10 protein-coding genes and 1 riboswitch are annotated in these 12,400 nt (G+C 73.1%); of the genes, 7 read left to right on the top strand and 3 right to left on the bottom strand.

Features of this window, described 5'->3' with window-relative positions:
- Positions 1-137 precede the first annotated feature (137 nt).
- The gene (gene trpD / locus ACTWQE_RS19065) at positions 138-1,205 is read left to right on the top strand and encodes an anthranilate phosphoribosyltransferase (RefSeq protein WP_443330177.1); all 1,068 of its coding nucleotides are present in this window, start codon (positions 138-140) and stop codon (positions 1,203-1,205) included.
- A gap of 351 nt (positions 1,206-1,556) precedes the next feature.
- A riboswitch (SAM riboswitch) is annotated at positions 1,557-1,674 on the top strand.
- A 392-nt stretch (positions 1,675-2,066) separates the two neighbouring features.
- Positions 2,067-3,494: an aminotransferase class V-fold PLP-dependent enzyme gene (locus ACTWQE_RS19060; protein ID WP_443330176.1), complete on the top strand. Its 1,428-nt coding sequence runs from the start codon at positions 2,067-2,069 to the stop codon at positions 3,492-3,494.
- Positions 3,495-3,658: 164 nt separating this feature from the next.
- On the opposite strand, the gene ACTWQE_RS19055 is transcribed toward ACTWQE_RS19060, so the two are convergent.
- On the bottom strand, positions 3,659-3,940 hold the full coding sequence (locus tag ACTWQE_RS19055) for an Lrp/AsnC family transcriptional regulator (RefSeq protein ID WP_443330175.1): 282 nt from the start codon (positions 3,938-3,940) through the stop codon (positions 3,659-3,661).
- A gap of 110 nt (positions 3,941-4,050) precedes the next feature.
- Positions 4,051-4,803, bottom strand: a complete 753-nt coding sequence (locus ACTWQE_RS19050) for a rhomboid family intramembrane serine protease (protein WP_443330174.1) — start codon at positions 4,801-4,803, stop codon at positions 4,051-4,053.
- Between the two features lie 174 nt (positions 4,804-4,977).
- Here ACTWQE_RS19050 and ACTWQE_RS19045 point away from each other — a divergent pair, with 174 nt between their 5' ends.
- The 5 genes from ACTWQE_RS19045 to ACTWQE_RS19025 all read left to right on the top strand — a co-directional run bounded on the left by ACTWQE_RS19045 (position 4,978) and on the right by ACTWQE_RS19025 (position 10,551).
- Positions 4,978-5,217 (top strand): hypothetical protein, encoded by a 240-nt coding sequence (locus tag ACTWQE_RS19045; RefSeq protein WP_443330173.1) that lies wholly within the window; start codon positions 4,978-4,980, stop codon positions 5,215-5,217.
- A 17-nt stretch (positions 5,218-5,234) separates the two neighbouring features.
- Positions 5,235-6,596 carry an NYN domain-containing protein gene (locus ACTWQE_RS19040; RefSeq protein ID WP_443330172.1) on the top strand — a complete coding sequence of 454 codons (1,362 nt, stop codon included), beginning with the start codon at positions 5,235-5,237 and terminating at the stop codon, positions 6,594-6,596.
- A gap of 314 nt (positions 6,597-6,910) precedes the next feature.
- The gene (locus ACTWQE_RS19035) at positions 6,911-7,933 is read left to right on the top strand and encodes an NlpC/P60 family protein (protein ID WP_443330171.1); all 1,023 of its coding nucleotides are present in this window, start codon (positions 6,911-6,913) and stop codon (positions 7,931-7,933) included.
- A 225-nt stretch (positions 7,934-8,158) separates the two neighbouring features.
- Positions 8,159-9,199 (top strand): NlpC/P60 family protein, encoded by a 1,041-nt coding sequence (locus ACTWQE_RS19030; RefSeq protein WP_443330170.1) that lies wholly within the window; start codon positions 8,159-8,161, stop codon positions 9,197-9,199.
- A 77-nt stretch (positions 9,200-9,276) separates the two neighbouring features.
- Complete coding sequence (locus tag ACTWQE_RS19025) at positions 9,277-10,551, top strand: hypothetical protein (protein ID WP_443330169.1); 1,275 nt, start codon at positions 9,277-9,279, stop codon at positions 10,549-10,551.
- Here the strand turns inward: ACTWQE_RS19025 and ACTWQE_RS19020 are convergent.
- Complete coding sequence (locus ACTWQE_RS19020; RefSeq protein ID WP_443330168.1) at positions 10,530-12,143, bottom strand: glycosyltransferase 87 family protein; 1,614 nt, start codon at positions 12,141-12,143, stop codon at positions 10,530-10,532. The two genes, ACTWQE_RS19025 and ACTWQE_RS19020, sit on opposite strands and share 22 nt — an antisense overlap.
- Positions 12,144-12,400: the final 257 nt, after the last annotated feature.

Here is a 12,400-nt window from a genome sequence, read left to right as displayed (position 1 = left end):
GCACTCCGGTCTTGTCCCCGCACACCGGTCCTGTCCGCACTCCGGGCGCCGGGTCGTACGACTGCGCTACGCCGATAGGCTTACCTGTGGCCCCCAGGGGCCGCACTCCCTGTTCACGACGGATCCAGGAGCGGACCATGGGCACGGTGACCTCAGCCGGTAGCGACAGTGGCGAGGCGGCCCGCACCTGGGCGGACGTCCTCAGCTCACTGCTGGCGGGCCAGGACCTGAACGCCGACGACACCGCCTGGGCCATGGACCGCATCATGCGAGGCGAAGCGACGGACGCGCAGATCGCGGGCTTCGCGGTCGCTCTGCGCGCCAAGGGAGAGACCGTCCCGGAGGTCACCGGCCTCGTACGCACCATGTACGAGCACGCGAACCTCATCGAGGTTCCGGGACCGAGCGTCGACATCGTCGGCACCGGCGGTGACCGTGCCAAGACCGTGAACATCTCCACGATGTCGGCGATCGTCGTGGCCGGGACCGGCGCGAAGGTCGTCAAGCACGGCAACCGCGCTGCCTCGTCGGCGAGCGGGGCCTCGGACGTCCTGGAGAAGCTGGGCGTCAATCTGGAGCTGTCGCCGCGGCGGGTGGTCGAGGTCGCCGAGGAGGCCGGCATCACCTTCTGCTTCGCGGTCAAGTTCCACCCCGCGCTCCGTCATGTCGCCGTCGCGCGGCGCGAGCTGGGGATCGCCACCATCTTCAACTTCCTCGGCCCGCTGACCAACCCGGCGAGGGTACGGGCGCAGGCCACGGGTGTCGCGGACGCCCGGATGGCGCCGATCATGGCCGGAGTGCTGGCCGAACGCGGCTCGTCCGCCCTGGTCTTCCGCGGCGACGACGGCCTGGACGAGCTCACCACGACCGCCACCTCGCAGGTGTGGGTCGTACGGGACGGGGCCGTGCGGCGGGAGGCCTTCGACCCGCGCGACGTGGGCATCGACGTGGTGCCGGTCGAGGCGCTGCGCGGCGCCGACGCCTCCTACAACGCGGATGTGGCGCGGCGGCTGCTGGCCGGCGAGGAGGGCCCCGTACGGGATGCGGTGCTGCTCAACTCGGCCGCGGCCCTGGTGGCCATGGAGCCCACCGACGCGCCGCTGGCCGAGCAGATCGCGGCGGGTATGGAGAAGGCCGCGGAATCGGTCGACTCGGGCGCGGCCCGGCGGACCCTGGAGCGCTGGATCGGCGCCAGCAACGGCTGAACCGCAGTGCGATGTGCACGGCATTGACCGGTGCCCTGCCCACTGCCGAGCGCGGTGTCGCCGTGGTGGTGAAGCCGTCCGCCGAAGGCTGCGGGGTGGTGACAGTCCCCCGCTGACGGCCGGCGGGGTCCTGCCTGCGTCTTTGCGGTGTGGTCCTGCGGTCCTGTCCGGCCGGTCGGACGACTCCCGCCGTACCGACGCAACCGGACCGACGAAACCGCACCGACGAACCGCACCGACGAAAGGGCCCCGGCTCTTCCCGGGCCCCTTCGCGCATCCGTTGCCGGACCCGTATGTCCGTCATCCGGACACGAGTTGCCCACCGTTGATGACCTGGCATAATTCCCGTCAGGTCACGAGTGACAGCGCAACAGGCCCCGGCTCGCTGTCCGGCAACCCTCCGTCCGTGGCGGGGTGCCCCGGGTGATGACCAGGTCGCAGTCAGCAAGGTCTGCGGCAAGCGCGGACCCCTCGCGATCCAGGGGTCCTGGTGGTCGAGGGAGATCTCTGTGAGTCAGCGAATGCGCTAGGGCGTGTTTCGAAAGTCCCTCCCCCAGACTCCGTCCGGGAGGTGCCCCCAGGCCCGCGACGCCTGGCACGCACGCTCGCTGCGTTGTCGGGCTCGTCCGAGTACGCCCAGTACGAGGACGACCCTCCGCCTTGCGATCGCACGCACCAGCCGCCGCGACCCCCGCCCTTCGGGCGGACGGCGCTACTTTCGAAACACGCCCTCGGGCCGAAGGCCCCTTCACACCTCCGTGCCGTCTCAGCGGCGCGTCGAGGCCATGTCCCGTACGCCCCGACTCATGTCGCCGCGTGCGTTGTCGAGCCATTTCGCCGGTACTCCGAGGAGACTCCGCCATGTCCGCACGCCCTGCCGCCCCCGCGGCCTCCGCCGCTCTGTCCGCCGCCTCCGCCGATCCCGCCCCTGGGGCGACGGACGGTCCGCTGCCGGTTCTCGGCCGGGATGTGCTCGTACCGCTCGTCACCGGCGGTGAGGTGACCTACGCGGCGCTCGACTACGCGGCGAGCGCACCGGCGTTGCAGCGCGTCTGGGACGACGTCGCCGCCTACGCCCCGTACTACGGCAGCGTGCACCGCGGCGCCGGATACCTCTCCCAGCTGTCCACCGACCTCTTCGAGAACAGCCGCGCCGCCGTCGCCCGGTTCCTGGGCTGCCGCGACGAGGACCAGGTCGTCTTCACCCGCTCCACCACCGACTCCCTCAACCTTCTGGCCTCCGCCCTTCCGCACGGCACCCGGGTGTTCGTCTTCGAGACCGAGCACCACGCCTCCCTGCTGCCGTGGCAGCAGCGTGCGGGCGTCGACGTCACCTACCTGGGCGCGCCGCGCGCACCGGAGCAGGCTGTCGAGGCTCTGGAGCGGGCCCTGGCCGCGCGGGAGCCCTACGGCCCTGCGCTGGTGTGCGTGACGGGGGCGTCCAATGTGACCGGTGAACTGTGGCCCGTACGGGAGTTGGCGGCGGCGGCCCATGCGCGCGGCGCGCGGATCGTGCTGGACGCCGCGCAGCTCGTCCCGCACCACCCGGTGGACATCGGCGCGTTGGACGTCGACTGGGTCGCCTTCTCCGGACACAAGCTGTACGCGCCGTTCGGCTCGGGGGTGCTGGCGGGCCGTGCCGACTGGCTGCGGGACGCCGAGCCGTACCTCGCGGGCGGCGGCGCGAGCCGCACGGTCAGCCGGCGCGCCGACGGTGGTGTGGACGTGGACTGGCACACCACCGCGGCCCGCCACGAGGCCGGTTCGCCGAACGTCATCGGCGTCCACGCCATCGCCTCGGCCTGCAAGGCGCTGACCGAGGCGGGCTTCGACGCGCTGGTCGCGCGGGAGCAGCGGCTCCTCGCACGCCTGCGGGAGGGCTTGGCGAGGGTGCCCGAGGTGAAGGTGCTGTCGCTGTTCGGGGAGGACGCTCCGAGGGTCGGCGTCATCTCCTTCGTGGTGGAGGGCTGGAACAGCTCCCACTTCGCGGCCGCGCTCTCCGCCGAGTACGGCATCGGGGTGCGCGACGGCCTCTTCTGCGCGCACCCGCTCGTACGGACCCTGCTCGGCGGGGAGCCGGAGCCCCCGGGGGAGTGCGGGGCGCCGGACGCGGCCCCCGGTGAACCGTCGCTGAACGCCATCCGCGTCAGCTTCGGCGCCGGGACCCCGGACGAGCACATCGACCGCTTTGCCGACGCGGTGCAGCAACTCGTCCGCGACGGCGCCCGCTGGAGCTACCGCACGGAGGACGGCCGCTGCGTCCCGGACCGTGGCACGACCGTGGCCTGAACCCCGGCGGGGCCCGTCACGGCGCGTACCCCGAGCGGTCTCGGCGGAGCCGCCGTCCCGCGGACCGCACGACGGAACCCAGCACCGCGGAGGCCTTCCCGGGCCCCGCTGGAGACCGGACGTCCGGGGCGCGGGAGGCGCCGAAGGCCCGCAGCGGCAGACGGCTACGCGTCGAGGCCGATCGCGAAGGCGGCCTCGAGGTCGTGCTGGGAGTACGTGCGGAAAGCCACATGCGTGTCCGTGGCCGCCACGCCGGGGATCTTGCTGATCCGGCCGGGGATGACGTCCGCCAGATCGTCGTGCCGCGCCACCCGGACCATGGCCACCAGGTCGTACGTGCCGGTGACCGAATAGACCTCGCTGACCCCCTCCAGCGCCGCGATCGACTCGGCGATCTCGGGGATCTGGTCCACGCTGGTCTTGATGAGCACGATCGCGGTGATCACGGCTGGCTGTCTCCCTCGGTCGCCCTGACTGGGCTGCTCACTCTAGCCCGCGACCGACGGCGCTCCGCGCCGCTGCCTCAGCCCCTGGGCGTTCTCCCACGACCACCCCCTCAGCGCTCCTGTGGCCCCCCGCCCCCCTGGGCGGACGGCGCTCCGCGCCACTCTCGCTCCCCCCGGTAACGGGCCCACGCGTAGAGGAAGCCGAGGCAGAAGCCGATGAGGTGGGCCAGATAGGCCACCCCCGGCTGGTCCGTGGCCCTGCCCGCGGCCAGCCACTGGAGCACGAACCAGAAGATCAGCACCATCCAGGCCGGGAAGCGGAGCGGCAGAAAGAAGAGGAACGGAAAGAGGCTGGTCACCCGCGCTCCGGGGAAGAGGTAGAGAAAGGCGCCCAGCACTCCGGAGATCGCGCCGGACGCCCCGACCAGGGTCTGGGCGGAGTCGGCGTGGACGGCCGCGTAGCCGGCCAGGGCCAGACAGCCGACGGTGAGATAGAACAGCGCGAAGGCGAACCGGCCCATCCGCTCCTCGGCCATCCCGCCGAAAACGAAAAGGAAGAGCATGTTGCCCAGCAGGTGCAGCCAGTTCCCGTGGACGAACAGGGCGGTCAGCGGGGTCAGCAGCGCGCGCGGGGACCCGGCCAGGAGCTCGCTGGGAATCACCCCCCAGCGTTCGAAATGGGCGGTCTGCGCCGCCAGCAGGTCTCCTTCGGAGCTGTGAGCGGGGTCGAGACCGGAGGCCGGTCCGATGGCGAAGATCAGACAGCAGAGACCGAGGAGGGCGTACGTCACCACGGGCCCGCCGCGTGCGGCCCGCAACGCGCCCATCACCTCCTGCTTCGTCCTGAGCGCCTTGGGGATCATGAGCAGAGCATGGCCTAACTGGATCAACCTGCACAGAGCGCCTCGCCGTGCCCGGTGGCGCCGCCCGGCCCCGGCGCCCTCCGCCCCGCAGGCCGTAGGGTTACGGAAAGCACTCCCGCAGTTCGACGGCGCACTGCGGACGAGCAAGCAAGCGATGAGGACGAGGACGACACGATGGGCGTTCCCCAGCCGACGGCCGACACCCGGTGGCGCTGCACCCTGTGCGGCAATCTCACCCGGTTCGATGTGACCCGCTCGACCCGGGCCGTCGAGTATGTGCACCTCGACCTGGCCGGGGAGCCGAGGATCGAGGAGCGCGAGGTGGTCAGTGAGACCATCGAGTCGGTGCGCTGCCGTTGGTGCAACGCGGTGGACCAGATCGAGCTGGTGGACCGTCCGGGCGCGAACGCCTGAGAACGGAGCGGTGACAGGTGGTGGAGCGTAGCGAGGGCGCCGGCGGGGCCGATGAGGCCGCCGGTCCCGCTGAGGTGCTCGACCGCCCGCTGCCCGAGGGCGTACGGCGCAAGGTCGTCACGCTCGCCGCGGATGCCTTCGGCGGCCTCACCATGGCCGAACTCCCGGCCCAGCTGAGACAGTACGCCCGTTTCACCCCGACCCGCCGGGCCAAGTTCGCGGGCAATGCCATGGCCGCCGCGCTGGAGAGTCACGCACTGTTCCGGCAGCGCATCGGCGAGCGGCTGCGTGAGGCGCAGCCCGAGCTGGCCGAGGCCCTGGAGTCGGGCTCGCCGCCCGCCGCCGCCGATCCGCTGGATGTGGCAGCGGCGGCGTATGTGCTGCGCCCGCAGGGCTGGGTCAAGCTGGTCGCCGCCGCGGGCGAGGAGGCGCAGCGGGCCCAGGCCGAGCGGGCGGAGGAGGACGCCACGCGCCAGGTGCGGCGGCTGCGGGAGGAGCTGGCCGAGGCGCGTACCGCGGCCCGTGCCGAGTCCGACCGGATGCGCGCGGAGCTGGACGCGGCCCGCAAGGAGACCGACGGGCTGCACCGCAAGCTGCGCAGCGCCGTCAGTGACGTACGGCGCGGGGAGGCGGCGGTGCGCAAGGCCGTGGCCGAGCTGGAGTCCGTACGGTCCGCCGCCGCCGCGGACAGGGCCACCGCCGAGAGCGAGGCCCGGCGGCTCAAGGCGCGCCTCGCGGAGACGGAGGGGGCCCTGGAGGCGAGTCGGCGGGCCGTGCGCGAGGGTCGCAGCGTGGAGGACATGCGGGTGCGGTTGCTGCTGGACACGGTGCTGGACGCGGCGCAGGGGCTCCGGCGCGAGCTGGCACTGCCGCCCGCGTCGATGCATCCCGCCGACACCGTGGACGCGGTGGAGCCGGGGAGGATGACTCCGAAGGACATCGCGAGCCGTGCGCTGTCCGACACCGACCCGGCGCTGCTGGACCAGCTGCTCGCGCTGCCGCAGGCGCATCTGGTGGTCGACGGCTACAACGTCACCAAGACCGGATATCCCACCATGCCGCTGGAGAAGCAGCGGCTGCGGCTGCTGGGCGGCCTGGCCGTCCTCGCGGCCCAGACCGGCGCGGAGATGACCTGTGTCTTCGACGGTGCGGAGCTGGCCGCGCCGGTGCTGCTGGCGCCGCCGCGGGGAGTCCGGGTGCTCTTCAGCAAACCCGGGCAGACCGCCGACGAGTTGATCCGCCGGCTCGTACGGGCCGAGCCGCCCGGCCGTCCGGTCGTCGTGGTCTCCACGGACCGCGAGGTGGCCGACGGTGTGGCGCGCGCGGGCGCCCGCCCGGTTGCGTCCGCTCTGCTGCTGAAGCGGCTTTCGCGCACCTGAGCAACTCTTGGGTTCAATGCCCGAATTGATGGAACGTAGTGTCAGGCGCTCACTACTGGCTGTATGACGTTTGTAAAGAATGCGCGGCACAACAGAGTTTTTTCGCATCAGGATTTGAACCGATCACAAGAAGGTCACTAGGGTCAGGCCCCGAACCTTCGCGCGGTTGATCATCCATCCGGGATGTCAGCGGAGGAACCGCCGAGTCCGCGGTGTTCTGCAGGCTTCAGGGGGAGGCCGGGGCACCCGGAGCCGGGGTTTAACAACCCCCCACTCACCCGGTAGGCGGCTGGAGGAAGAAGGAGCTCGCCCCCGTGGCGTCCCACCGTCGACCCAAGCAGCCGAGCCGCACCCGCGTGTCAGTGCTCACCGCAACCGCTGCCGCCGCAGTCGCTCTCACGTCCCAGGCAGCGCACGCCGACCCCAAGCCGACCAAGAAAGAGGTCAAGGCCAAGGTCGACAAGCTGTACGAAGAGGCCGAGGTCGCCACGGAGAAGTACAACGGCGCCAAGGAGAAGCAGCAGAAGCTCGAGGAGCAGGTCGGCGACCTCCAGGACAAGGTCGCCCGCGGCCAGGAGGAGCTGAACGAGCTCCGCAACGGCCTGGGTTCGATGGCGACCGCGCAGTACCGCTCCGGCGGTATCGACCCGTCCGTGCAGCTGATGCTCTCCTCCGACCCGGACAGCTACCTCGACCGGGCCTCCACCCTGGATCAGTTGAGCACGAAGCAGGCCGACGCGCTCCAGAAGATCGCCGACAAGCAGCGCTCGCTCACGCAGCAGCGCGAGGAGGCGTCCCAGAAGCTCGAGGAGCTGGCCGACACCCGCGAGGCGCTGGGGACCAAGAAGAAGGAGATCCAGGGCAAGCTCTCCGAGGCCCAGTCCCTTCTCAACTCCCTGACGGCCAAGGAGAAGGCGGCGCTCGCCGCGGCCGAGGCCCGTGCCAACCGCGCCAACAGCCGTGTGAACCTGGGCAGTGACGTGGCGGACTCGCAGCGCGCCGCCGCCGCCCTCGCCGCCGCCAAGACCAAGATCGGTTCGCCCTATGTCTGGGGCGCGACCGGGCCGAGCTCCTTCGACTGCTCCGGTCTGACCTCCTGGGCGTACTCCCAGGCCGGGGTGTCCCTGCCCCGGATGTCGCAGGACCAGGCGAACGCCGGCACCCGTATCGGCCAGAGCGAACTCAAGCCGGGCGACCTGGTCATCTTCTACGGCGACCAGCACCACGTCGGCCTGTACGCGGGCAACGGTCAGATCCTGCATGCCCCGAAGCCCGGCGCGAGCGTGCGTTTCGAGGCCATCGGCAACATGCCGTTCCAGACGGGCGTCCGCATCTGACGCCCCGGCGGAGGGACCGTCCATCCGGGCGAATCGCAACCACCCCGCTGACTCCACGCCCCGCCGGTGACCTGCGTCTCCGGCGGGGCATCACTTTCCGTGTCCGGAACGCACTTTGGACGCTCCGCAGTCGCACCGCTACTGTCTGCGAGCGCAGTTCCCGGATGAAGATCCGCCCGACCGGGCGGCAGGGGCTGCACACCGTGGAAGGGAGTGCGGCTTCCCGTGGCATCCCATCGCCGTCCCTCGCCGTCGAACCTCACCCATACGACGACCCGGGTGTCGGTCCTCTCCGCCGCCGCGGCGACCGCGGCGGCGGCTCTGTCGGCCGCGCCCGCGGGCGCCGACCCGCGTGACACCGCGGCCGATGTGAAGTCCAAGGTGGACCGGCTGTACGAGCAGGCGGAGCGGGCCACCGAGAAGTTCAACGCGGCGAGCGAGCGCCGCGACCGGCTGCGCGAGCAGGTCGGACAGATCCAGGACGAGGTCGCCCGGGCCCAGGAGCGGGTCAACCGGATGCGCAGCGGCCTGGGCGCCGTCGCCGGTGCCCAGTACCGCTCCGGCGGTCTCGACCCGGCCGTCGCCCTGCTGCTCTCCGAGGACCCGGAGAGCTATCTCGCCAAGGCGTCCACCCTGGACCGCATCAGCAGCCACCAGGCCGGCCGGCTGCGCGCCCTCCAGGAGGGCCAGCGCTCCCTGCGGCAGGAGCGCGAGGAAGCCGCCGGGAAACTCACCGAGTTCGAGCGCAGCCGCGCCGAGGTCGCCCGGCACAAGAAGGCCGTGGAGCGCCGGCTCGCCACCGCCCGCCGGCTGCTCAACTCCCTCACCGCCGAGCAGCGGGAGGCGTACGGCCGGGCCTCGCGCGCCGGCTCCCGTGCCGGTGGCCCCTTCGGCGGATTCTCGGATCTGGGCCCGTCCTCCTCCCGTGCCGCGGCTGCCGTGGCGGCGGCCCGCGCGGCCGTCGGACGGCCGTACGTCTGGGGAATGGCGGGGCCGGGCGGCTTCGACTGCTCGGGGTTGACCCAGTGGTCGTACGCCCAGGCCGGGGTGGCGATCCCCCGGACCTCGCAGGGCCAGCGCCATGCGGGGCGCCAGGTGCCGCTCTCCCAGGCCCGGCCCGGTGACCTCGTCACCTATCACGACGACGCCAGCCACGTCGGGATGTACATGGGCAACGGGCAGGTGGTCCACGCTCCTTACCCCGGCGCCCAGGTGCGTTACGACCCGGTGACCATGATTCCCGGCCCCACGGTCACCCGGGTCTGACTCGTACGACCGGTCCGACCCGTACGACCGGTCCGGCGCGTACGGACCGCGGCCGTCTCGCCCGTACGATCGACGGCGTGGCGGAACGGAGAACCGGGGCGAGATGCTGGGCCGCGCTGTCCCTGGCGCTGTTCCTCATCCTGCCGGGGGCGCTGGCCGCCTGCGGCTCCTCCGAGGGCCGGGGCGGCACCGAGCGGGCCGTCCAGCGGATGCTGGACCGGCGTTCCGCGGCGCTGCTGGACCGGGACGCCGATCGCTTCCTGGCCGCCACCGACCCGCGGGCGACCGGCTACCGGGCCGGACAGCGGCGGCTCTTCCACAACCTCGCGGACGTGCCGCTGCGGGAGTGGCGGTACCGGCTCACCCGCACCGGCGGATTCGAACCCGCCCGGGGCGAGGGCCGGCGCATCGCGGCCGAAGTCCAGCTCCGCTACGGCATCGAGGGATACGACACGGCCCCGGTGACCGCGGTGCGGCGGCTGACGCTCACCGAGCGGGACGGCCGCTGGTACGTCGCGGCCGAGGACCCCTGGTCGGCCGATGGTGAGCACCCGGCTCGCCAACTCTGGGAGCAGGGCGAGGTCGACGTCGCCCGTGGCAGGCACAGCCTGGTGCTGGGCGTCGGCCAGGACGCGCACCGGCTGCGCCGGCTGGCGCGGACGGCCGACCGCGCCGTACCGGCCGTGGACGGTGCCTGGCGGGGCCGCTGGGCCCGCCGGGTGATGGTCCTCGTACCGCGGTCGCCGGCGGGGATGGGGGAGCTGCTGGGCGCGCCCGCTGCTGATTACCGGAGGACGGCGGCGGTGACGACGGGAGAGGCGGGGGCGTCACGGCACGCGCCCGCGGACCGGGTGATCGTCAATCCGGAGGCGTACGCCGGGCTGGGCGAGTTCGGGCAGCACGTGGTGCTGACCCATGAGACGGCCCATGTGGCGACCCGCGCGCACACCTCCGCCACCACCCCGCTGTGGCTGTCCGAGGGGTTCGCCGACTGGGCGGGCTACCGCGGCACGGGCCGTACGGCGCGGGAGGCCGCCCCCGGACTCACCCAGGAGGCGGCGGCGGGGCGGCTGCCCCGGCACCTGCCCCGCGACGAGGACTTCGGCTTCGCGGGGCCCGGCAACAGGCAGGCGGTCGCCTACGAGGGCGGCTGGCTCGCCTGCCGGATGATCGCCGACCGTTGGGGTGAGGACCGGCTGCGGGAGCTCTATCGGGCGATCGGCGGGGCGGAGAAGCGCGAGGACGCCGTGGACCGGGCGCTGCGCGAGGTGCTGGGCGTGGACCTGGCGCACTTCACCGCGCAGTGGCGCGGCTACACGCCCCAGCCGCGTCAGTCGGGGTCCGCCCGGTAGCGAGGTGGCCCGGTGCCGTCAGCCGCAAGGCGCCGGACCGGCCGCGTAGGGCGCCTGCTCGGCCGCTCGGGCAACGCGGGTGGGGGCACTTCCCCGGCCTCCGGCGGGGGGACCCCCGCCGAGCCGCCGGGGGAGGCCGTGCCGGGGCGGCGAGCGGGGCCGACCGTGGCCGACGTCATCAGCCACAGGCGGCGGCAGCACACCAGGGTGGCGGCGACGAGCAGCCCGTTGCGCAGTGCCAGGAGCGCGATCCCCGGCAGGTCGCTCGCGACCACGTGCGAGAACCAGACCGGGAACTCCAGCAGTGTGGTCGCCGTCGCGGCCAGCACCAGCACCGCCGGCAGCCCCTGGCGGCTGCCGCGCAGGGTGAGGCAGACCGCGGCGAGGCCGACCAGCCACAGCATGTACTGGGGACTGATCACCCGGCTCGTGGTGGTGAAGAGCAGGACGGCGGCGAAGGCGGCGTCGTACGGCGTGGACAGTGGTGCATGACCCTCCGCGCGCCGGTCCCCGTACCGCCGGGACATCGCGCGCAGCCGCCACAGCAGCAGCCAGCCGAAGGCCGCCACGGTGAGGGCGAGAGCGAGGCGGCTGACCACGGTGACGTAGGGACCGAGGAACTCCACCGACCCGTAGTTGAGCAGCACCCGGCCCTCCCAGCCGAAGTGCCGCGCCACATGGAAGACCAGGGCCCCCAGGGACTCGACCTCGGTGCCCCGGTCGCGCTGGGCGGTGAGGAAGCCGAAGGCGCCCGGCACGGCCGCGGCGGCGAGCAGGACGACGGCGCCCCCGGTGGCCGCGGCCGCCCTCCAGCACGCGCGCGTGCGTCCGCCGCGCGGGACCCCGGCGAGCAGCAGGACCGGCCAGACCTTCAGCAGCGCGCCGAAGGCCATGAGTGCCCCCGCCGTACGCGGGTGGCGCCGCAGGGCGAGGAGCGCGGCCACGGCGACGGCCGTCACCATCACGTCGTAGCGGGCGTACGCGGTGGGCCCGAGCAGCGGGGCTCCGGCGACCCACACCCAGGCCCCGGTGAGCTGTCGGCCGGGTGCCCGGCCGGCCCGGAGCAGCAGGGCGAGGACCGTCGCGTCGGCCAGACAGGCCAGCACGAAGAAGGCGGAGGAGTAGTCCAGGAACGGCAGCAGGGCGGGGGAGAGGACGGGCAGCGCGGCCGCGGGCGGGTACTGCCAGGTCACGTCGTCCAGGGGGAAGGTGCCGGTCCGCAGCACCTCGTACCAGCCCTGGTAGATCACCGTGATGTCGCCGGTGACATCCGGACCGGGCAGGCCCACGACCTTGAACACGCAGAGCAGCAGCACGGCGCGGGTGACCGCCCACACCGCCACCGGCCGGGCGAGCGCGCGCCCCGGGCCCGGCGGGCGCGTCCGGAGGCCGCGACGCGCCCCGTCCGTGCCCGTACGCCCGCCGCGCCGGCCGGCGCTCCCCTCCGCCCCTCCCGCCGGGGCGATGAGCGCCTCCTGCGCGGGCGGCAAGGCCTGCGTCGCGCTCGCCGGGCGGTCCATGCGCTTACGGGTCCTGCCGTCTGCCATGGTCGCCTCGTCCTGTTCCATGTCGTTCTGCGGTGCTCGGTGCATCATGCCGGGCGTGGCCGCGTACGGGCCACGAGGCACGGGCGGGCGTGGCGTACGGGGGGCGCGGTCAGGGTCGGGGGTGGCCGGTGCCGTGCGGCGAAGGGGGCGGGGTACGGGCCGGGGGAGACGGCGGGGCGCGGTCGGTGCAGGGCGGTCAGGGGCGGAGGGCTCAGCCCGTGCGGGGCCCGCTCCGGCGACCCGCTACTGTCGGCAGGCGATGGACAAGACCCTGATCGTCACCAACGACTTCCCTCCCCGGC

Origin of the sequence: Streptomyces sp. 8N706 (assembly GCF_052245415.1) — a bacterium.
Lineage (GTDB): Bacteria > Actinomycetota > Actinomycetes > Streptomycetales > Streptomycetaceae > Streptomyces.
The sequence above is the reverse complement of the archived record's forward strand: the minus strand, read 5'-3'. Positions and strand labels throughout refer to the sequence as shown.

What these genes read in the sequence shown, in the direction of transcription:
- trpD (WP_443330177.1), top strand. Translation starts at nt 138, where the DNA reads ATGGGCACGGTGACCTCAGCCGGTAGCGACAGTGGCGAGGCGGCCCGC.
- ACTWQE_RS19045 (WP_443330173.1), top strand. Translation starts at nt 4,978, where the DNA reads ATGGGCGTTCCCCAGCCGACGGCCGACACCCGGTGGCGCTGCACCCTG.
- ACTWQE_RS19050 (WP_443330174.1), bottom strand. Translation starts at nt 4,803, where the DNA reads ATGATCCCCAAGGCGCTCAGGACGAAGCAGGAGGTGATGGGCGCGTTG.
- ACTWQE_RS19060 (WP_443330176.1), top strand. Translation starts at nt 2,067, where the DNA reads ATGTCCGCACGCCCTGCCGCCCCCGCGGCCTCCGCCGCTCTGTCCGCC.
- ACTWQE_RS19020 (WP_443330168.1), bottom strand. Translation starts at nt 12,143, where the DNA reads ATGCACCGAGCACCGCAGAACGACATGGAACAGGACGAGGCGACCATG.